Consider the following 18361-nt stretch of genomic DNA (forward strand, 5'->3'; position numbering starts at 1 on the left):
CCCGACGCCGTACACCGCACCCGCATGGCCAGCGCCATGGGAGGGATCCATCACCATGAGCATCCGCACCATCCGCAACGTCCTGGCGAACGACCCGGAGGTCGGCGCAGGGAACGTGCTGACCAGCCGGATCGCCCTGGGCGTCGGTCTCGACGACCCGCTGCTGACCTTCGACACCGCGGTGGACGGGCACGCCGCCTGGCAGCCCTTCACCCTGCGCGAGCTCGACCGCGCCGTCCGGGCCCGGGCCGCCGCGCTGCACGCCCTCGGGATCGGCCGGCGCGACCCGGTGGTGGTGTACGCGACCGCGGCCGCCGACCACGTCCTGTCCTTCCTCGCCCTGACCCGCCTCGGCGCGATCCCGGCCCTGCTCAACCCCAAGGTGGAGGGCGAGCGCGCCGCCCGCTACATCGCCCGCCTGGGCGCCGTCGGCATCCTCACCGACCCCGAGCACCGCGCCGAACTCGCCGGGTACGACCCGGGCGCCCCGGTGCTGGCCGACGCCGCCGGGCTCGGCTCCGGCGACCCGGACGCGGCGCCCGCGCCGTACCGGCACTCGGCCCAGGACCCGGTGGCGATCACCCACTCCTCCGGCACCACCGGGATGCCCAAGGCGGTGGTGCACTCGCACGCCAGCCTCTACGCGGCGATCCGCCACCGCGCCACCCTGCCCCGCCCGCAGGGCGGCGACCGGATGCTCTCCGCACTGCCCGCCCCGCACGCGGCCACCGTCATCGCGGTCAACTTCTCGCTCAGCACCCACGGTGAACTCGCCCTGCTCTCCCACCAGTCGGGCGACGGCGTGCTGGACGCCATCGAGAGCTGGCAGCCGCGCGGCGTGATCGGCTTCGCCGCCACCTGGGCCGACCTGGCCCACCACGACCTCGCCGCACGGCAGTTGGACACCGTCGCGCTCTGGTGGAACACCGGGGACTGCGCGCACGAGGCGCACATCCGCCGCCTGATCGCGGCCGGCTCCCGGGAGACCGTCACCCGCCAGGGGCGCGGCCGCGAGCCGGGCTCGGTCTTCGTCGACGGCCTGGGCTCCACCGAGATGGGCCACTCGCACTTCTTCATCACCCACGCCCCCGGCACCGAGAAGTACGGCCGCTGCGTCGGCCGCCCGCACACCTTCGTGGACTGCGAGGTGGTCGGCCCGGACGGCGAGCCGCTCGGCCCCGGCGAGGTCGGCGAACTCGCCACCGCCTCACCGACCCTGGCGCCCGGCTACTGGAACGACTCGGTCACCACCTACCGCACCCGGCTGCGCGGCCGCTTCCTCACCGGCGACCTGATGTACCGGGACGAGGAGGGCTTCTACTACCACGTCGACCGCCTGGTGGACTCGGTCGACCTCGGCAACGGCCACCGGCTCTACACCGCGATGTCCGAGGAGCGGGTGCTGGCCACCGTCCCCGGCGTGCTGGACTGCACCGTGGTCGCGGTGAAGGACGGCGGGCAGGTGGTCACCGACGTGCTGCTCACTCTGGAGGACGGCGCCGACCCGGCCGCCGACCGCACCGAGGAGGTGGTGGCCGCGCTCGACGAGCACACCGCCGCCACCGTCCGCTCGGTCCTGGTGGTCGGCGGCGCGGACATCCCGCTCGGCCCGACCGGCAAGGTCCGCAAGGTCCTGCTGCGCGAGCGCTACCTCGCCTCGGTGGCCGGCTCGCCCGCCGCCGCCGTGACCAGCTCGGCGGCCGCCCGATGAGCGCCCCCGCCAAGCGCCCCGGAGCCGTCGTCACCGGGATGGGCCTGGTCACCCCGCTGGGCCGCAAGCCCGCCGAGGTCTTCGAGGCGCTGACCGCCGGCCGCAGCGGCATCACCGCCGTGCCCGAGGGCCACCCGGCCCACGGCTGGCTGCCGTTCGCCGGCATCGCCCCGCACGTCGACGGCACCGAGGTGCTGCCGCCCACCGAGACCCGCTGCGTGGACCGCTTCGTGCTGCTCGCCATGGCGGCCGCCGACGACGCCCTGGCCGACGCCGGGCTGGTGGTCGGCCGCGACGTCGACCCGCGCCGCACCGCCGTGGTGCTGGCCACCGGCGGCGGCGGGCTGGAGACCTTCGAGCAGCAGTCGCACCGCCGCCTGGAGCGCGGCCGGCCCGGCGTCAGCCCGTACCTGCTGCCCGGCATGCTCTCCAACATGGCGACCGCCCGGGTCGCCATCAAGCACGGCATCCGCGGCTTCAGCACCGCGATCGTCACGGCCTGCGCGGCCGGTGCCCAGGCGGTGGCCGAGGGCCTGCGGCTGATCCGGGCGGGCGACGCGGACGTGGTGGTCTGCGGCGGGACGGAGTCCTCGCTGCACCCGACGATCGCCGCCGCCTTCACCAACGCCCGTGCGCTTGCCCAGGGTTGGGAGGACCCGGCGCAGGCGAGCCGGCCGTTCGACCGCCGCCGCAACGGCTTCGTGCTGGGCGAGGGCAGCGGGGTGCTGGTGCTGGAGAGCGCCGAGCACGCGGCCGCCCGCGGCGCGGCCGGCTACGCCGAACTGATCGGCTGGGGCTCCTCCACCGACGCCCACCACCCGACCATGCCCCGCCCCGACGGCGAGGGCGCGGCCGACGCCATGCGCACCGCCCTGGCCAACGCCGGGCTGGACGCCTCCGACATCGGCTACGTCAACGCGCACGGCACCGGCACCAAGATCGGCGACGTCGCCGAATCGGCGGCCCTGAACGCGGTGTTCGGCCCGGACGGCCCCGCCGTCAGCTCCACCAAGGGCGCCACCGGCCACCTGCTCGGCGCGGCCGGGGCGCTGGAGGCGATCGTCTCGGTGCTCGCGGTGGCCCGCGGTCTGCTCCCGCCCACCCTCAACCTGGCCGACCCCGACCCGGCCTGCGCCCTGGACCACGTCCGCGGCGCGGCCCGCCCGGCCGAGCTGCGGTACGCGCTCAGCAACGCCTTCGCCTTCGGCGGCCACAACACCAGCCTGGTCTTCGGGCCGACGCCCACCGGCACCACCAGGTAGACCGGCCCACCTGCACTCAACTCCTCCCGACAGGAGCCCCGTTGTCCATCCAGACGATCACCCACGTCGAGTACCACTGCGCGGACGCCGCGCAGACCGCCGTCGAGCTCCAGACCGCCTACGGCTTCCGGCGCGACGCCGAACAGCCCGCCTGGCAGCCGGCGGTGCGCACCGTCCACCTCCACCAGGGCAGCGCCCGCATCCGCCTGCACTCCAGCGACAACACCGACCACCCGGTGGCCCGGTACGTCGAGCGGCACGGCGAGGGCGTGGCCGCGCTGGCCCTCGGCTGCACCGACCCGCAGGCCGCGCTGGAGCGGGCCGAGCGGCACGGCGCCGTGGTGCTCGACCGGGAGGCCCGCCTGATCGCCGGGTTCGGCGACACCGCGCTGCGCCTCGTCCCGCTGGAGGAGGCTCCCGCCCCGGCCGGCGGCGGCCTCATCGACGCCCTCGACCACGCCGCCATCTGCGTCCCGGCCGGCCAACTCGCCGACGCCGTACGGTTCTGCGAGGCCGCGCTCGGCCTCCACCGGATCTTCGGCGAGTACATCGAGGTCGGCGAGCAGGCGATGGACTCCAGCGTGGTGCAGAGCGCCTCCGGCGAGGTCACCTTCACCCTGATCGAGCCGGACACCAGCCGCCGGGCCGGGCAGATCGACCGCTTCCTGGCCGACCACGACGGCGCGGGCGTGCAGCACCTGGCCTTCCGCACCGAGGACATCGCCACCGCCGTCCGCACCGCCCGCGCGCACGGCGTCGAGTTCCTCTCCACCCCCGGCACCTACTACGACGCCCTGGCCGAGCGGCTCGGCGGCACCGCCATCCCGGTGGAGACGCTGCGCGAACTGGACGTCCTGGTCGACCAGGACCACGGCGGCCAGCTGTTCCAGATCTTCGCCCGCTCCACCCACCCCCGGCGGACCTTCTTCCTGGAGCTGATCGAGCGTCAGGGCGCGGGCACCTTCGGCACCGCCAACATCAAGGCCCTCTACGAGGCCGTCGAGCGCCAGCGCGCCACCGCCTCCGTCTGACGCCGCCCCACCCCCGAGAGGAACCCCCGTGACCATCGCCCCCGAGTTCGTCCTCACCGAGGCCGAGCGCGCCCTGCTGCCCACGCCCGAGGAGGTGGCCGGCTACCAGGAGCGCGGCTGGTACCTCTCCGGCAAGCTCTTCACCGACGAGGAGCTCGACACCCTCCAGGCCGCCACCGAGGACTACTACGAGGGCCACCGCGACCGCACCCTGGCCGTCCGCCCGCCGCGCCTGGCCGCCTGGCAGGCCTCCGACGGCCCGGTCCAGCGGCACAACGACTACGTGCACTACGAGAACGACGCGATCGCCGCGATCCTGCGCAAGCCGCTGGTCGGCGCCGTCGCCGCGCTGCTCGCCGGGGCGGAGGAGATCCGGGTCTTCCAGTCCACCCTGATCTACAAGCCGCCGATCGCCGGGGAGCCCTCCAACCACGTGCCGTGGCACTTCGACAAGCACTACTGGCACACCTCGACCTCCGACGACATGCTGACCGCCTTCATCCCCTTCCACGACTGCGGGGTGGAGAACGGCACCATCACCATGGTCGACGGCAGCCACCGCTGGCAGGAGCTGCCCTCCGAGGAGGACGCCACCCGGCACTTCGCCGAGCGCGACCGCTCCGAGCTGGACGGCATCCTGGCCGCCAACGCCGCGTTCAACGGCGCCGAGGTGGTCAAGGTCCCGGTCGAGATCCCGCGCGGCCACGTCTCCTTCCACCACTGCCGCACCTACCACGGCAGCGGCCCCAACCTCGCCCCCTCCCCGCGCCGCGCCGTCTCCCTGCACCTCCAGGACGGCGCCAACCAGTACCGCCACGCCACCCGCCCGGACGGCACCCCCGCCTCCTACAACCACGACGTGGTGGTCCGCCGCACCCCCGACGGCCGCCCCGACTACGCCGACCCCGAGATCTGCCCCGTCGTCTGGAAGGGCACCCCGTGACGGACCCCGCCGACCTCGGGACCCTCGCCGGGCGCTACCGGATGCTGCGGCTGATCCGCGGCTTCGAGGAGCTCGCGCTCGGCCTGGTGAAGTCCGGGGCGATCACCGGTGGCATCCACCCCTACATCGGGCAGGAGGCGGTGGCGGTCGGCGTCTGCGCCGCGCTCCGCCCGCAGGACCGGATCACCTCCACCCACCGGGGCCACGGCCACGTGCTCGCCAAGGGCGCGGCCCCGGACCGGCTGCTGGCCGAACTCCTCGGCCGCACCGGCGGGTTGAACCGCGGCCGGGGCGGCTCGATGCACGCCGCCGACTTCTCCCTCGGCATCCTGGGCGCCAACGGCATGGTCGGCGCGGGCGGCGCCATCGCCGTCGGCGCCGCCTGGTCGGCCGTCCAGGCCGGCGAGGACCGGGTGGCCGTCGCCTTCTTCGGCGACGGCGCGCTCAACCAGGGCGTCCTGCTGGAGTCCTTCAACCTGGCCGCGATGTGGAAACTGCCGGTGCTCTTCGTCTGCGAGAACAACGGCTACGCCACCACCCTGCCCGCCAGCACCGCCGTGGCCGGCAGCGCCACCGGCCGGGCCGCCGCCTTCGGCATCCCGTCCGCCGAGGTGGACGGGATGGACACCGAGGCCGTCCGCGCGGCCGCCGCCGAGGCGGTCGAGCGGGCCGCCGCCGGGGGCGGCCCCGGCTTCCTCGAGTGCCGCACCTACCGCTTCGAGGGCCACCACACCATGGAACGGCTGATGAAACTGCACTACCGCACCCCCGAGGAGGTCGACGGCTGGCGCGGCCTCGACCCGCTGCCGCGCGCCGCCGCGCTCCTGCCGTCCGGCCTGGCCGCACAGCTGGACGCCTCGGTCGCCGAACAGCTCACCGCCGCCTCGGAGTTCGCCCTCGCCTCCGAACTCCCCTCCCCCGAAGGCGCGTCGGACCACCTCTACGCCGACGGGCTGCGCCCCAGGGCGGGGTCGGCGGCATGAGGCTCTCCTACACCAAGGCACTCAACCGGGCGCTCACCGACGCCCTCACCGAGGACCCCGCCGTCTGCGTGTTCGGCGAGGACATCGGCGCGGGCATGGCCGGCCCGACCCTCAACCTGCTCAAGCAGTTCGGCCCCGGCCGGATCGTCGACACCCCGCTCTCCGAGCAGGCCTTCACCTCGATGGCGATCGGCGCCGCACTGACCGGCCGGCGGCCGGTGATCGAGTTCCAGATCCCCTCACTGCTCTTCCTGGTCTTCGAGCAACTCGTCAACCAGGCGCACAAGTTCTCGCTGATGACGGGTGGTCAGGCGAGCGTCCCGCTGACCTGCCTGGTCCCCGGCTCCGGCTCCCGCGACGGCTGGGCCGGCCAGCACTCCGACCACCCCTACAGCCTGTTCGCCCACGCCGGCCTGAAGACCGTCGTCCCGGCCACCCCCACCGACGCCTACGGCCTGCTCCGCTCCGCCATCGCCGACCCGGACCCGGTGGTGGTCTTCGCCCCCGCCGCCGCCCTCCCGATCCGCGAGACCGTCACCTGGGAGCTCGCCCCGATCCCGCTCGGCTCGGCCCGCATCCACCGCGAGGGCACCGACGTCACCGTGGTCGCCGTCGGCCACCTGGTCCACGACGCCCTCGCCGTCGCCGAGGAACTGGCCGGAGAGGGCATCTCCGTCGAGGTCCTCGACCCCCGCACCCTCCACCCCTTCGACTGGGACGCCCTGGCCGCCTCCCTGGAGCGCACCGGCCGCCTGGTGGTGATCGACGACTCCAACCGCAGCTGCGGCATCGGCGCCGAGATCCTCGCCACCGCCGCCGAGTCCATGCACCTCACCGCCCCGCCCCGCCGCATCACCCGCCCCGACGGCACCGTCCTCCCCTTCGCCCCCGCCCTCGACCGCGCCCTCCAACCCCACCGCGACCAACTCCGCGAGGCCGTCCGCGCCGTCATGAAGTAAGAGGTCACCCCGGCGGCGGTGAACCCATGGTGACCGTGCGCGCACCACGGGCGACGGCCGTGGCGGCCGGGCAGCCGTCGCCCGTTCGGTCGACATAGGCTGGCTCTCGCCACCACGCACCGCTCGCCGCCGGAGGGCCGATGACGGGACGCCGCCCCACCGCCCGCCGCAGCGCGGACGACCTGCTGACCGAGCTCGGCCGGCTCACGGCGTCCGCCCTGGAGCAGGCCGAGCTCCAGAAGGCCCGGGTGGAACTGGCCGAGGCCCTGCAGCGCGAGCTGCTGCCGGCCGCGCTCCCCCAGGTGCCCGGCCTCGGGGCCGCGGCCCGGTACGCCCCGGCCCGGCACGGCCTGAGCATCGGCGGCGACTGGTACGACGGCTTCCTGCTCCCGGACGGCTCCGTGGCCTTCACCCTCGGCGACGTCCAGGGGCACGACGTGGAGGCGGCCGCCGTGATGGGCCAGGTCCGGGTCAGCCTGCGGGCCCTGGCGACCACCGCCACCGACCCCGGCGAGGTGCTGGAGCGCGCCAACGACCTGCTGATATCCATGGCCGTCCGGCGCTTCGCGACCTGCGTCTTCCTGCGCTACGACCCGGCCACCGGCGAGCTCTGGCACGCCCGGGCCGGACACGTCCCGCCGGTCTGGGCGGACGCCGACGGCGCCGCCGTCCGCCACTCCGACGAGGGCGGCCCTCCGCTGGGTGTGCTGCCCGGCCAGCGCTACCCGGTCAACCGCCACCGGCTGACCGGGTCCGAGGTGGTCGCCCTGGTCACGGACGGGGTGGTCGAGGGGCCGCAGTTCCCGATCGAGGCCGGTCTGGAGCGGGTCGCGGCCGTGCTGCGCGCCCGCGGCCCGGCCGACCCGGAGGCCCTCGCGGCCGAGCTGCTGGCGGTGGCCGAGCTGACCGGGCACACCGACGACGCCGCCGTGCTGGTGCTCCGTCACGGCTGACCGGCCGGTTCCCCGTGCTCCACCCCCGCGCACGTACCCCTTCTCCGCGCGTGTCACCGGCCGGTCCGCCGCCCGGCCGTAGTGTGATGGCTCCTGTGCCGCTGCCCACCGCTCCCCCCACCCGCGACCTGCGCCGCCTGGCGGCCACCGGCGGGCTCCTGCTGGCCGTCACCGGCATCTACCTCCTGGCCGGACGGCTCGGCCTGATGCAGCAGGTGGTGATCGGCGGGGCGAGGGTCACCCCGCTCTGGCCGCCCACCGGGATCGCGCTCGCCTGCCTGCTGCTGTTCGGCCTCCGGGTCTGGCCCGGCATCGCCCTCGGCGCCTTCCTGGTGATCGCCTCGGGCGGCACCCCGCGCTGGGGCTCGATCGGCATCGTCGCCGGCAACACCCTGGCCCCGGTCGCCGCGTACCTGATGCTCCGTCGGGTCGGCTTCCGGACCGAGCTGGACCGCCTGCGGGACGGGACGGCGCTGGTCTTCCTGGGGGCGTTCGCCGCCATGCTGATCAGCGCCACCGTCGGCGCCGCAGTGCTGGGGCTGAGCGGCAGCCTGCCGGACGGCGGGTTCTGGCCCACCTGGTCGGCCTGGTGGGCCGGGGACGCGATGGGGGTCCTGGTGGTCACCCCGCTGCTGCTGGCGCTGCGCACCGTCCGGCTCCCCGACGACCCGGGGCCGTTCGACTTCGCGGAGCCGGCCCTCCTGCTGGCCGGGACGGCCACCGTCACGGTGATCGCCACCCACACCAAGCTGAGCGTGCTGTTCCTGGTCTTCCCGTTCCTGATCTGGGCCGCGCTCCGGTTCCAACTGCCCGGCGCCGCCCCCTGCGTGGCGGTGGTCTCGGTGCTCACCATCGCGGCGGCCACCCGCCACGCCGGCCCCTTCGCCGAGCACGGACTGGTCGCCGACATGGTGGTGCTCCAGGCCCTCAACGCCTGCGCCGCACTCACCGGCCTGCTGCTCTCCGCCATCGTCGCCGAGCAGCGCAACACCCACCGCCGCCTCGAACAGGCCTGCGTCGAACTGGCCGAGGTGGTCCGCCGCCTGGCCCCCGACCGCCCCGGCGACTGGCTGCCGCCGGGCGACGGTTTCCAGTAGGGCAACGGTGCGTGTCGTGACGGGGCTTCGGCTCCCGGGCCGCAGCCCCGTCTCCCGTCATGGCCGGCCCGGTCAGGGCTGGGTGGTGCCGTAGCGGCGCCGGAAGCGTTCGACGCGGCCCTGGGTGTCCAGGACGCGGGTCCTGCCGGTGTAGAAGGGGTGGCTGGCGGACGAGACCTCGACGTCGATGACCGGGTAGGTGTTGCCGTCCTCCCACTCGACGGTCTGGGTGCTGGTGATGGTGGAGCGGGTGAGGAAGGCGAGGCCGCCGGCCTTGTCGCGGAAGACGACGGGGCGGTAGTCGGGGTGGATTCCGGGCTTCATGGGGTCGGTCCTCCGGGTGGGTCGGTTGGTGGGTGGGGTGGTGGTCAGCGCTCTTCGCGGAAGTCGACGTGCCGCTTGGCGACGGGGTCGTACTTGCGCAGGACCAGGCGGTCGGGGTCGTTCCTGCGGTTCTTGCGGGTGACGTACGTGTAGCCGGTGCCGGCGGTGGAGCGGAGCTTGATGATCGGGCGCAGTTCGTTGCGGGCCATGGGTGTCCCTTCAGGGGCGGGGCGGTGTCGGTGACGCCACCCTACAGCGAAATGAAATCCATTTTCATCTAGGCTAGTGTGAGCCTCGCTTCCCCGGGGCGTCACGCCGCCCCGGGAGCGTGACCGTCCGCCTGCCCGCACGTATCCGCAACGGAGTCGTCCGCCATGTCCGCTCACTGCCAACTGACCGGCCGCAAACCGTCCTTCGGCAACACCATCTCCCACTCGCACCGCCGCACCAGCCGCCGCTTCGACCCCAACATCCAGCGCAAGCGCTACTGGCTGCCCGGCGAGGGCCGGTACGTCCGCCTCACGCTCAGCGCCAAGGGCCTGAAGACCGTCGACACGATCGGCATCGAAGCCGCCGTCGCCCGCATCCGCGCCCGGGGGGAGAAGGTCTGATGGCCAAGCAGAGCAAGATCGCCAAGAACGAGCAGCGCCACGCCGTCGTCGCCCGGTACGCCGAGCGCCGGGCCGAGCTGAAGCGCGTCATCGCCCGCCCGTCGAGCACGCCCGAGGAACGGGCGGCGGCCCAGCGCGAGTTGGCCCGTCAGCCGCGGGACGCCAGTGCCACCCGGATCCGCAACCGCGACGGTGTCGACGGCCGCCCGCGTGGCTACCAACGCGCCTTCGGCCTCTCCCGGATCAACCTGCGCACCATGGCCCACGCCGGACAGCTGCCCGGCGTGCGGAAGTCGAGCTGGTGAGCGCGGTGCCCGGACAGGCAAAGCTCCCCGTCATCGTGGTGGCAGGGCTCCACCGCGCCGAACGCCGCCGCGCCGTCCAGGAGTTGGTGGAGGGCAGCGTCAACGCCGTCGTCCTCCACCACGACCTGCGGGACGCCTCGCGCGGCACCGTCCACCGCGAACTGCGGGACGGCAACGGCGTGTACGACACCGCTGGGTTCCCATTGACCAACGACTGCGCCTGCTGTGCGCTGCGGGAGCACCTGCTGCCGGAGCTGGTGGGGATCGCCGAGGACGGGCAGCACGGCCTGGCCGTCGTCGAACTGTGGGGAGGCAGCGATGCGCACCCGGCGGTCGAGGTGATCGCGGGCGGTGAGGTGGACGGCCGTCCGATGGAGGAGTTCATCGAACTGGCGGGGGTGGTGGTCGCGGTCGACCCCGACCGGCTGCTGGGCGAACTCTCCGTCCCGGACGACCTGGAGGAGCACGGGGAGCACACGTCCGCGGAGGACACCCGCACGCGTGCCGAGGCACTCGCCCACCAGATCGAGTACGCCACCACCATCGCCGTCGCCCGCGGCGGCGAGACCGGGCTGGCCATGCTGCGCCAACTGCACCCGACCGCCCGGCGCGTCCTGCTCGGTACCGGTGAGCTGCTGCGGGCCGGGCTCGGCGGCTTCGACGTGGCCGCCGCCCGCGACCGGGTGAACCCGGCCCTCGCACTGCTGCCGCAGCAGGCCGACGAGGCCGGGGTGGCCACGCTGGTGTGGGAGCGGCGGCGTCCGCTGCACCCGGGCCGGCTGTACGAGGCGCTGGATCTGCTGGTGCCGGCCGCGCAGCGCAGCCGGGGCCGGTTCTGGCTGGCCAACCGGCCCGAGCAGATGCTCGCGTGGGACGCCGCCGGGGCGAACCTCGCCGTCGAGGAGTGCGGGCCCTGGCTCGCCTCGCTGCCGGACGCCGCCTGGGAGCTGTACCCGCCCGCCCGCCGGGCCGCCGCCGCCCTCGACTGGCACGCCGAGCACGGCGACCGTGTCCAGCAACTCGTGTTCACCGCCGAGGGGTTGGACGTCGACGGGATCACCGAGCTGCTCGACTCCTGCCTGCTCACCGACAGCGAACTGATGGCGGGTGAGGCCGGTTGGAAGGCCCTGCCCGACGCCTTCGAGGACCTGCTCGAACCCGTCTCCTGAAGGACCGTACGAAGGAACCGACATGGCCAAGCGCCCCGGTGGCGGCAAGCCGCCCCGCCCCCGCCCGAACCCGCTGTTCGAGGCGGGCATCACCTCCGTCGACTACAAGGACACCGATCTGCTGCGGAAGTTCGTCTCCGACCGCGGCAAGATCCGCAGCCGCCGGGTCACCCGGCTGACCGTTCAGCAGCAGCGGGCGGTGACGCGGGCGGTCAAGAACGCCCGCGAGATGGCGCTGCTGCCCTACGCCTCGACCACCCGATAGGAGCCCCCGATGGCCGTCCCCAAGCGGAAGACCTCCCGCAGCAACACCCGTCACCGCCGCTCGCAGTGGAAGGCGAGCGCACCCCAGCTGGTGCCGGTCACCGTCGACGGGCGCGAGCACCTGGTGCCGCGCAACCTGGTCCGCGCCTACGAACGCGGGCTGCTCACGCCGTTCACGCCGTGAACGCGAGGGGCCGCAGCGCACGCGCTGCGGCCCCGGGTCCGGAGACGGCCCCCGAGTGTCCGCAATCCACCGGCGGGTCGGTGCCGAACAACCGTAGAGGGCAGCGCACGACGGACCGACGGACACCAGTGGGAGGACCGATGATCAGGGTGGAGCGCACCATGCGCGTCGAGCGGCCGGCCGAGGAGGTGCTGCGCTACCTGGCGGACTTCGGGAACGCCCCTGAGTGGGACCCGGGGACCGAGGCCTGCGTCCGGCTGGACGACGGCCCGGTCGCGGAGGGCGCGAGCTGGCGGAACACCTCCCGGTTCCGGGGGCGGCGGACCGAACTGACCTACCGTCTGGAGCGCCGCGCCCCCGACCGGTTGGTCTTCGTCGGGCACAACCGCACGGTCACCGCCACCGACGACATCGCCGTCCGGGCCGTCGACGGCGGCACCGTGGTGCACTACCGCGCCTCGCTGCGCTTCCACGGGTTGGCCGCACTGGCCGGCCCGTTCCTGCGCGGCGAGTTCGAGCGTCTGGCCGACGCGGTGGCCGACCGCCTGCCCCGGGTCCTCACGGACCGCTGACCCGCCGGGGCGGGGCCCCGCCCGGCCGCCTGGCGGTGGCCAGGGCGACGGGGACCACGAGCAGGGCGACCGCCGCTCCGCCGACGGCGAGCACCGGGTAGCCGCCGAGGGCGACGACCGCGCCGGAGGCGAGGCCGCCGGTGCTGCCGGCGATCGCGAGGCCGACGTCCACCAGTCCCTGGGTGCTCGCCCGTCGTTCCAGCGGGACGGCGGCCGTGACGATGGCCGTCCCGCTGACCAGGCCGAGGTTCCAGCCGAGGCCGAGCAGTACCAGGGCGGTCGCCACCGCTCCGACGGAGTGCGGCGGTGCCGCCGCCGCGAGCACGCCCGCCGCGGCGAGGGTGAGACCGCCGGCGACGGCGACGGGCACCGGGCCGCAGCGGTCGACCAGTCGGCCGCTGAGCGGGGAGGGCAGGAACATCGCGCCCACGTGCAGGGCGATGACCAGTCCGGTGGCGCCGGTGCCGTGGCCGTGGTCGTCCAGGTGGACCGGCGTCATCGTCATCACGGCGATCATCACCAACTGGCCGAGCAGCATGACCCACAGCCCGGTCGCCAGTCCGGGCCCGCGGGTGGCCGTGGTCTCCGCGCCCGCTGCTGCGACCGTATCCGTATCCACGCTGCCCGCTGACGGAGCCTCGGCCGGTCCGGCCGCCGCCAGCCGACGGGCGAGCAGCAGCGGGTCCGGTCTCAGCAGCGCCCCGAGCAGGACCGCCGCCGCCCCGTAGGCGGCGGCCGCGAGCAGGAACGGTCCGGCCAGCGCCGGGATGCCCCAGCCCTCGGCAAGGGTGCCGGAGACAGTGACCAGGTTGGGCCCGACCACCGCCCCGAAGGTGGTGGCGAGCAGGACGGCGCTGACCGCCCGCCCGCGCCGGTGCGGCGGGGCGAGGTCGGCCCCGGCGTAGCGGGCCTGGAGGTTGGTGGCGGTGCCGGCGCCGTAGACGAACAGCGAGAACAGCAGCAGCGGGACGTGGTGGGCGGCCACCGCGGCGACCACGCCGAGGCTGCCCAGGGCACCGGCCGCGTAGCCGGCCGCGAGGCCCGGACGGCGGCCGTGGCGCTGGCAGATCCGGCCGATGGCGAGGGCCCCGAGGACGGCTCCGCCGGTGAACAGGGCGCTCGGGATGCCGGCCAGGCCGGTCGAGCCGAGCAGGTCGCCGGCCAGCAGGGCGCCGACCGTGATGCCCGCGGCGAGTCCGGCGCCGCTGAGGGTCTGGGCCGCGATCAGGACGGCCAGGGTGCGCCGCTGTTCGGGCGGGTCGGCCTCCCGTCCGGCGGCCCCGGCCCCGGCTCCGGTCGCGGCAGAGGAGGCGGAGGCGGAGGAAGAGGCGCTCACCTGGCGGCGAGCGGCTGGAGCTCCGAGATCTCCGCCAGCGACATGTCGAGCTGCTGGTGGAGGTAGCGCACGATGGTCCAGTGCGCCATCGCGTCCTCGTCGAAGGGGCCGAACTCCCGGCAGTAGAGCGGGATCCAGCGCAGTGCCTCCTCCGCCGCGCGCTCCCTGCCGGGCTCCTGCTCATAGGCCTCGTACCCGATGCTGCGGTGGTGGACGAAGAAGCCGCCGGGCAGGCGCTCGCAGAAGGCGGCGTACTCGCGGGTCTGCAGGATCAGGAAGTGCCAGACCTCGTCGATGTGCTGCTCCACCGGGAGGAACAGTCCGGCGAGGGCGTCCGGGTGACGGGAGATCAGGTAGAGGTAGCGCAGGCACTCGAGGACCTGGCGCTCGGCGTCCTGCGGGAGGGCGCCGGTGATCGCGGCGGCCTGGGCGGCGGCCTCGGCGTGCAGCTCCTCACCGAGCAGGGCCCGGAGGTCGGCAGCGGTGACGAAGGCGTCGGGGATGTCGGAGGCGCCGGGGGTGTCAAAGGCGCCGGTGGGCTGGCTGGTCATCGGGCTCCGTCCGCGGGTCGGCCGTCCGCCGCGAGCCAGGCGTACTTGCCGGACGCGCCGATCGGCAGGTGCTTGTGGTGGGTGACGCGGCCGGGCCGTCCGGTGAGCCGCCGGACGGCGTGGCCGAGGGCCTCGGTCTCGGCGGGTCCGGGCGGGACGCCGTCGAAGGTGGTGCAGTGCAGCTCGGCGCCGCCGGGGTCGGTGACGGCCAGGTGCTGGAGGAAGACCTGCGGGGCGATGGAGCTGACCAGGTCGTCGAGGTCGCCCTGGGCGACGGGGCCGTGCGGGGTGGCGAGCAGTTCCTTCTCCCGCCCGCAGAAGCGGGTGATCCGCCCAGGGTCGGCGGAGCCGTCCGCGGTGCGCACGCAGTCGCCGGAGCGGTAACGCACCAGCGGCATCCAGGGGTTGCGCACGCTGGTGACGATCAGGCTGTGGATGTGGCTGCCCGGGGCGACGGGGAGGAGTTCGACGCTCATGCCGTGCAGGTACGGGCGGTAGTCGCCGCCGCTGTCGCCGTAGTAGAGGTAGCCGAGCTCGGTGCTGCCGAAGAGGTCGACGACCGGGCAGTCGAAGCGCTCGCGGAGGTACCGGGAGACGTTGCGCGGGGTGTACTCGTACGCGTGCACGACGGCGGCGGGCGCCGGGAACCGTTCCCAGAGGTCCCACCGGTCCAACTTCCGTACCAGGTGGGCGAGGTGGGAGGAGGAGCAGTCCAACAGGTACCGTCCGCGGGGGTGGCTCGCGGCGGCCTCGCGGATCTCGCCCAGCATCCGCTCGACCTCGCTGCGGGTCCAACTCCCTGGGTCGAGGCTGAGGTTGAGGTACACGGTGCGGTCGTCGAGCCAGCGGTCACGCAACTCCGGTACGGCGGACGCGGTTTCGCCGCGCTTGCGCGCGTTGACCCGGGCGACGTGCTCGGTGGCGAGGACGGTGGTCAGCGAGACCCGGCGGCAGCCCTCGCGCCAGGTGTCGGCGAGTTCGGGGTGCTCGCTCCACAGCCGGTAGTAGGAGTGCAGCAGGAAGTACGGCGGGCGGATGATCTGCATCCGCGCGTGGTTGGTGCCGGTGGAGAGCACGTACTCCGCCTCGCCCGCGGCGAGGGCGGCGGCGAGCGCGGGCGTCATCCAGTTGTCGGGGAATCCGCGGGCGATCTCGGGTTTCTCCAGGACCGGGAAGTGGCCCCGTTCGATCGAACCGCGGTAGATCGGGATGTCCTTGATCCGGTCGACCACGTCGGCGGTCGGCTGGCCGTTCACTGTCACCCCCGGGTGGGTGCGGGCGGCTGGGTGGTCCGGGCACGGGCGGCCGGGCCGGGGGCACCGGCCCGGCCGCCCGCGTGCCGGCGGTGCGTCAGGAGATGCAGCCGGACTTCACGATGCTGATACAGCCGTCCTTGGCCACGCTGATGCAGCCGTCCTTGGCCGCGGACGCCGAGTTGACGGCGACCCAGCCCTTCCACTTGTCGTCCTGGGTCATCTTCGCGATGAGCTGTTCCACGGGCACCTCCGGTGTGAGGAGTGGGCTCGCGACCCTCTTGAGATCGCCATGCCAACCTAAAGTTCCGGTCAAGAACGTGTCAACGACGGGCAATGTGACGAACATCGGGCCCGCTCCACGTTTGGCACGGCCCGGAGCGCGAAAACCCGACGTGAGGTCAGCTGCCCGATCCGCCAAGGGAGTTCGTGTGCGCCCCGAGGAGGCTCTCGGCGGCCGCCGTCCGGAGGTAGAGGACGTAACGGCCCGTCCGGTGGGCGTCCACCAGGCCGGCGTCCCGGAGGATGCCGAGGTGCTGGGACACCCCTCCCGCGGTGAGGCCGGTGCGCCGGGCCAGGTCGGTGGTGGAGGCGGGTGCGTCGAGCTCGGCCAGCAGCCGGGCCCGCGAACCGCCGATCAGGGCGGCCAGGGCCCGCGGCACCTCCCGCGGCCGCTCCCACAGGGCGGCCACCCCGCGGGGCGGATAGCGCAGGGTGGGCTGCCAGCCGGCGGCAGTGACGGAGAAGACCCGTGGCCAGGCGAAGACCGACGGCACCAGCAGCAGGCCGCGACCGCCGAGGGAGGGCGCCCCACGGTGGTGGCGGTGGCCGACGGAGAGCGTGTCGGTGTCCCATCCCACGCTGGGGTCGAGGTCGTTGAGCAGTCGGTCGGCCCCACCCTCCGCCAACAGCCGGGCCCGGTACAGGACATCGCCCTCCAGCAGCGAACGCATCCGCGGCCAGTACGGCGCGACGGCGGTCTCCCAGAACCCGGTCACCTGTTCGGCCAGCTCCGCCAGGCCCCGGGCCGGGTCGGCGAGCAGGGCGTCGATCGCCGCCGACCGCGGGGCCCGCGGGCCGGTGAGGCCGGCGCGGAGCCGGTCCGGCGCGGTGGCGCGGAGGACCGCGAGCTCGACGGTGAGGTCGGGCACCAGGGTGGTCGGCGGCGGTGCGACGAAGACGGGGATCGTCCGGGGCGGCGCGGGGACCAGGTCGGCGAGCAGCGTCCAGTCCGGCCCGGCGCCGGCCAGCAGCGGCCGGACCCGCTCCAGCCAGGGCCGGTGCACCTGCTGCCCGGGCTCCGGGTGCAGCAGCAGCCGGGCGGCGGCCACCACCTCCCACAGCGGCGACAGCGCGAACCTGGTCCGCGCCAGGTCCTGGGCCGTGAACTCCAGCGTGAGCACCTGCCGTTCCCCCTCCTCGTCCCCTCCTCGTCCGCGGCCAATTTAGCCTGGGCTGAATTCCTGGCCCGGCCCGCACGGGGGCGACAGGCTCCCACCATGACGATCACCACCACCCCCACACCCACACCCACCCCCTCCCCCGACCCCCACCCCGGGCGCCCGACGCTCCGTCAGGACCCCGGCTTCCGCCTGCTGTTCGGCGCGGCGGCGGCCGGTCGGCTCGGCACCTCGGTCGGCGCCCTGGCACTGCCGCTGGTGGCCGTCCTGGCCCTGGACGCCTCGCCCGGCCAGGTGGGCCTGCTCGCGGCGGCCGGCACCCTGGCGTTCGTCCTGATCGGGCTGCCCGTCGGCGCCTGGGTCGACCGGCTGCGCCGGCGGCCCGTGATGATCGCCGCGGACCTGGTCCGGGCCGCGCTGCTCGGCTCGGTCCCGGCCGCCTGGGCGCTGCACGTCCTGACCCTCCCTCAGCTCTACCTGGTCGCCCTGCTCACCGGGGCGGCCACGGTCTTCTTCGACGTCGCCGCCCAGAGCCACCTGCCGGACCTGGTCGGCCGCGACCGGATCGGGGCGGCCACCACCCGGCTGGCCACCCTCGACGCGGTGGCGCAGATCGGCGGCCGGAGCGCCGGCGGCTTCCTGGTCGCCCTGCTGTCCGCCCCGTTGGCGGTCCTGCTCGACGCCGTGAGCCACCTCGTCTCGGCCGTCTGCCTGCTGCGCATCCGCCGACCGGAGCCCTCCGCCACCGGTGCGGCGCGGGGACGGCTCGGGGCCGAGGTCCGCGAGGGCCTGGGCTTCGTCCTCGGCCACCCCTCGCTGCGCGCGATCGCCCTCAGCGGCGCCTGCGGCAACCTCTCCGTCCAGCTCTGCCAGACCCTGCTGCCCGTGCTGTTCGTCCGGGACCTCGGGCTGTCCGGCGGCGCGATCGGGCTCTTCTTCGCCCTCGGCGGCGTCGGCGCACTGCTCGGCTCGCTGTCCGCCCGTCCGCTCGCGCGCCGGATCGGCGCCGGGCGGACCCTGTGCGCGGCCGGCCTGGCGGTCGCGCCGTTCTCCGCCCTGGTGGCCCTGGCCGACCGCGGCCCGGGGCTCTGGCTGGCCGGCGGCGGGTGGCTGGTCACCACCTTCAAGGTCGGCGTCGACAACGTCATCAAGGTCAGCCACCGACAGGCCGTCACCCCCGAACGGCTGCGGGGCCGGATGAACGCCACCATGCGCCTGGTCCTCACCGGCGCCCTCGCCACCGGCGCCGCCCTCGCCGGCCTGCTCGGCGAACTGCTCTCCACCCGGGCCGCCCTGTCGGTCGGCGCGGCCGGCCTCGCCCTCGCCTGGGTACCGGTGTGGCTGTCGCCCCTGCGCCGCCTGCGCAGCGTCCCGGGGCTCTGACCGTGACGTCCCGGGGCTCTGACCGTGACCTCCCGGCGCGGGCAGGGGCACGGCTCCGCCGGACGGGGGA

General features: G+C 74.6%; 22 protein-coding genes. 15 read left to right on the forward strand and 7 right to left on the reverse strand.

Going from position 1 to position 18361, the window contains the following annotated elements; translation table 11 throughout:
• The first annotated feature begins 55 nt into the window (after nt 1-55).
• The 8 genes from ACIA8O_RS15665 (at nt 56) to ACIA8O_RS15700 (ending at nt 8939) form a co-directional block, all read left to right on the forward strand.
• The gene (locus ACIA8O_RS15665) at nt 56-1711 is read left to right on the forward strand and encodes a class I adenylate-forming enzyme family protein (protein WP_396294336.1); all 1656 of its coding nucleotides are present in this window, start codon (nt 56-58) and stop codon (nt 1709-1711) included.
• Entirely contained in the window at nt 1708-2973 is a 1266-nt protein-coding gene (locus ACIA8O_RS15670) for a beta-ketoacyl-[acyl-carrier-protein] synthase family protein (protein WP_396294338.1), read from the forward strand. Before ACIA8O_RS15665 ends, ACIA8O_RS15670 begins: the two co-directional genes overlap by 4 nt.
• 41 nt (nt 2974-3014) lie before the next feature.
• Nucleotides 3015-4004, forward strand: coding sequence for a 4-hydroxyphenylpyruvate dioxygenase (gene hppD, locus ACIA8O_RS15675; protein WP_396294340.1), 990 nt, complete (start codon nt 3015-3017; stop codon nt 4002-4004).
• Between the two features lie 28 nt (nt 4005-4032).
• Nucleotides 4033-4947: a phytanoyl-CoA dioxygenase family protein gene (locus ACIA8O_RS15680; RefSeq protein WP_396294341.1), complete on the forward strand. Its 915-nt coding sequence runs from the start codon at nt 4033-4035 to the stop codon at nt 4945-4947.
• On the forward strand, nt 4944-5930 hold the full coding sequence (locus ACIA8O_RS15685) for a thiamine pyrophosphate-dependent dehydrogenase E1 component subunit alpha (RefSeq protein WP_396294343.1): 987 nt from the start codon (nt 4944-4946) through the stop codon (nt 5928-5930). Before ACIA8O_RS15680 ends, ACIA8O_RS15685 begins: the two co-directional genes overlap by 4 nt.
• Nucleotides 5927-6889, forward strand: coding sequence for an alpha-ketoacid dehydrogenase subunit beta (locus ACIA8O_RS15690; RefSeq protein ID WP_396294344.1), 963 nt, complete (start codon nt 5927-5929; stop codon nt 6887-6889). Before ACIA8O_RS15685 ends, ACIA8O_RS15690 begins: the two co-directional genes overlap by 4 nt.
• Nucleotides 6890-7029: 140 nt before the next feature.
• Nucleotides 7030-7842 (forward strand): PP2C family protein-serine/threonine phosphatase, encoded by an 813-nt coding sequence (locus tag ACIA8O_RS15695; protein WP_396294345.1) that lies wholly within the window; start codon nt 7030-7032, stop codon nt 7840-7842.
• Nucleotides 7843-7928: 86 nt separating this feature from the next.
• On the forward strand, nt 7929-8939 hold the full coding sequence (locus ACIA8O_RS15700) for an MASE1 domain-containing protein (protein ID WP_396294347.1): 1011 nt from the start codon (nt 7929-7931) through the stop codon (nt 8937-8939).
• 72 nt (nt 8940-9011) lie between these two features.
• Here ACIA8O_RS15700 and ACIA8O_RS15705 read toward each other — a convergent pair whose 3' ends face one another.
• The gene (locus ACIA8O_RS15705; RefSeq protein WP_396294348.1) at nt 9012-9263 is read right to left on the reverse strand and encodes a type B 50S ribosomal protein L31; all 252 of its coding nucleotides are present in this window, start codon (nt 9261-9263) and stop codon (nt 9012-9014) included.
• 44 nt (nt 9264-9307) lie between these two features.
• Nucleotides 9308-9472, reverse strand: coding sequence for a 50S ribosomal protein L33 (gene rpmG / locus ACIA8O_RS15710; protein ID WP_360501696.1), 165 nt, complete (start codon nt 9470-9472; stop codon nt 9308-9310).
• A gap of 165 nt (nt 9473-9637) precedes the next feature.
• Here rpmG and rpmB point away from each other — a divergent pair, with 165 nt between their 5' ends.
• The 6 genes from rpmB (at nt 9638) to ACIA8O_RS15740 (ending at nt 12368) form a co-directional block, all read left to right on the forward strand.
• Entirely contained in the window at nt 9638-9874 is a 237-nt protein-coding gene (gene rpmB, locus ACIA8O_RS15715; RefSeq protein WP_396294350.1) for a 50S ribosomal protein L28, read from the forward strand.
• Entirely contained in the window at nt 9874-10179 is a 306-nt protein-coding gene (gene rpsN / locus ACIA8O_RS15720) for a 30S ribosomal protein S14 (protein ID WP_396294351.1), read from the forward strand. The genes rpmB and rpsN overlap by 1 nt, the downstream gene beginning before the upstream one ends.
• Before the next feature lie 5 nt (nt 10180-10184).
• Entirely contained in the window at nt 10185-11348 is a 1164-nt protein-coding gene (locus ACIA8O_RS15725; RefSeq protein ID WP_396294352.1) for a CobW family GTP-binding protein, read from the forward strand.
• 22 nt (nt 11349-11370) lie between these two features.
• Nucleotides 11371-11613: a 30S ribosomal protein S18 gene (gene rpsR / locus ACIA8O_RS15730; protein ID WP_396294354.1), complete on the forward strand. Its 243-nt coding sequence runs from the start codon at nt 11371-11373 to the stop codon at nt 11611-11613.
• 9 nt (nt 11614-11622) lie between these two features.
• Nucleotides 11623-11796, forward strand: a complete 174-nt coding sequence (gene rpmF, locus ACIA8O_RS15735) for a 50S ribosomal protein L32 (protein WP_396294356.1) — start codon at nt 11623-11625, stop codon at nt 11794-11796.
• 140 nt (nt 11797-11936) lie between these two features.
• Nucleotides 11937-12368, forward strand: coding sequence for an SRPBCC family protein (locus tag ACIA8O_RS15740; protein WP_396294357.1), 432 nt, complete (start codon nt 11937-11939; stop codon nt 12366-12368).
• On the opposite strand, the gene ACIA8O_RS15745 is transcribed toward ACIA8O_RS15740, so the two are convergent.
• The 5 genes from ACIA8O_RS15745 to ACIA8O_RS15765 form a co-directional block, all read right to left on the reverse strand.
• On the reverse strand, nt 12355-13704 hold the full coding sequence (locus ACIA8O_RS15745; RefSeq protein ID WP_396294358.1) for an MFS transporter: 1350 nt from the start codon (nt 13702-13704) through the stop codon (nt 12355-12357). The genes ACIA8O_RS15740 and ACIA8O_RS15745 overlap by 14 nt on opposite strands.
• The gene (locus tag ACIA8O_RS15750) at nt 13701-14255 is read right to left on the reverse strand and encodes a hypothetical protein (RefSeq protein WP_396294359.1); all 555 of its coding nucleotides are present in this window, start codon (nt 14253-14255) and stop codon (nt 13701-13703) included. Before ACIA8O_RS15750 ends, ACIA8O_RS15745 begins: the two co-directional genes overlap by 4 nt.
• A complete protein-coding gene (locus ACIA8O_RS15755; protein ID WP_396294819.1) occupies nt 14252-15511 on the reverse strand; it encodes a hypothetical protein in 1260 nt (419 codons plus the stop codon). Before ACIA8O_RS15755 ends, ACIA8O_RS15750 begins: the two co-directional genes overlap by 4 nt.
• A 94-nt stretch (nt 15512-15605) precedes the next feature.
• Nucleotides 15606-15752, reverse strand: a complete 147-nt coding sequence (locus ACIA8O_RS15760) for a hypothetical protein (protein ID WP_396294361.1) — start codon at nt 15750-15752, stop codon at nt 15606-15608.
• Between the two features lie 157 nt (nt 15753-15909).
• Complete coding sequence (locus tag ACIA8O_RS15765) at nt 15910-16911, reverse strand: DUF5937 family protein (RefSeq protein WP_396294362.1); 1002 nt, start codon at nt 16909-16911, stop codon at nt 15910-15912.
• 96 nt (nt 16912-17007) lie between these two features.
• On the opposite strand from ACIA8O_RS15765, the gene ACIA8O_RS15770 reads away from it, so the two are divergent.
• Complete coding sequence (locus ACIA8O_RS15770; protein ID WP_396294364.1) at nt 17008-18291, forward strand: MFS transporter; 1284 nt, start codon at nt 17008-17010, stop codon at nt 18289-18291.
• Nucleotides 18292-18361 lie beyond the last annotated feature (70 nt).

It is taken from the genome of Kitasatospora sp. NPDC051853, from assembly GCF_044452665.1.
Lineage (GTDB): Bacteria > Actinomycetota > Actinomycetes > Streptomycetales > Streptomycetaceae > Kitasatospora.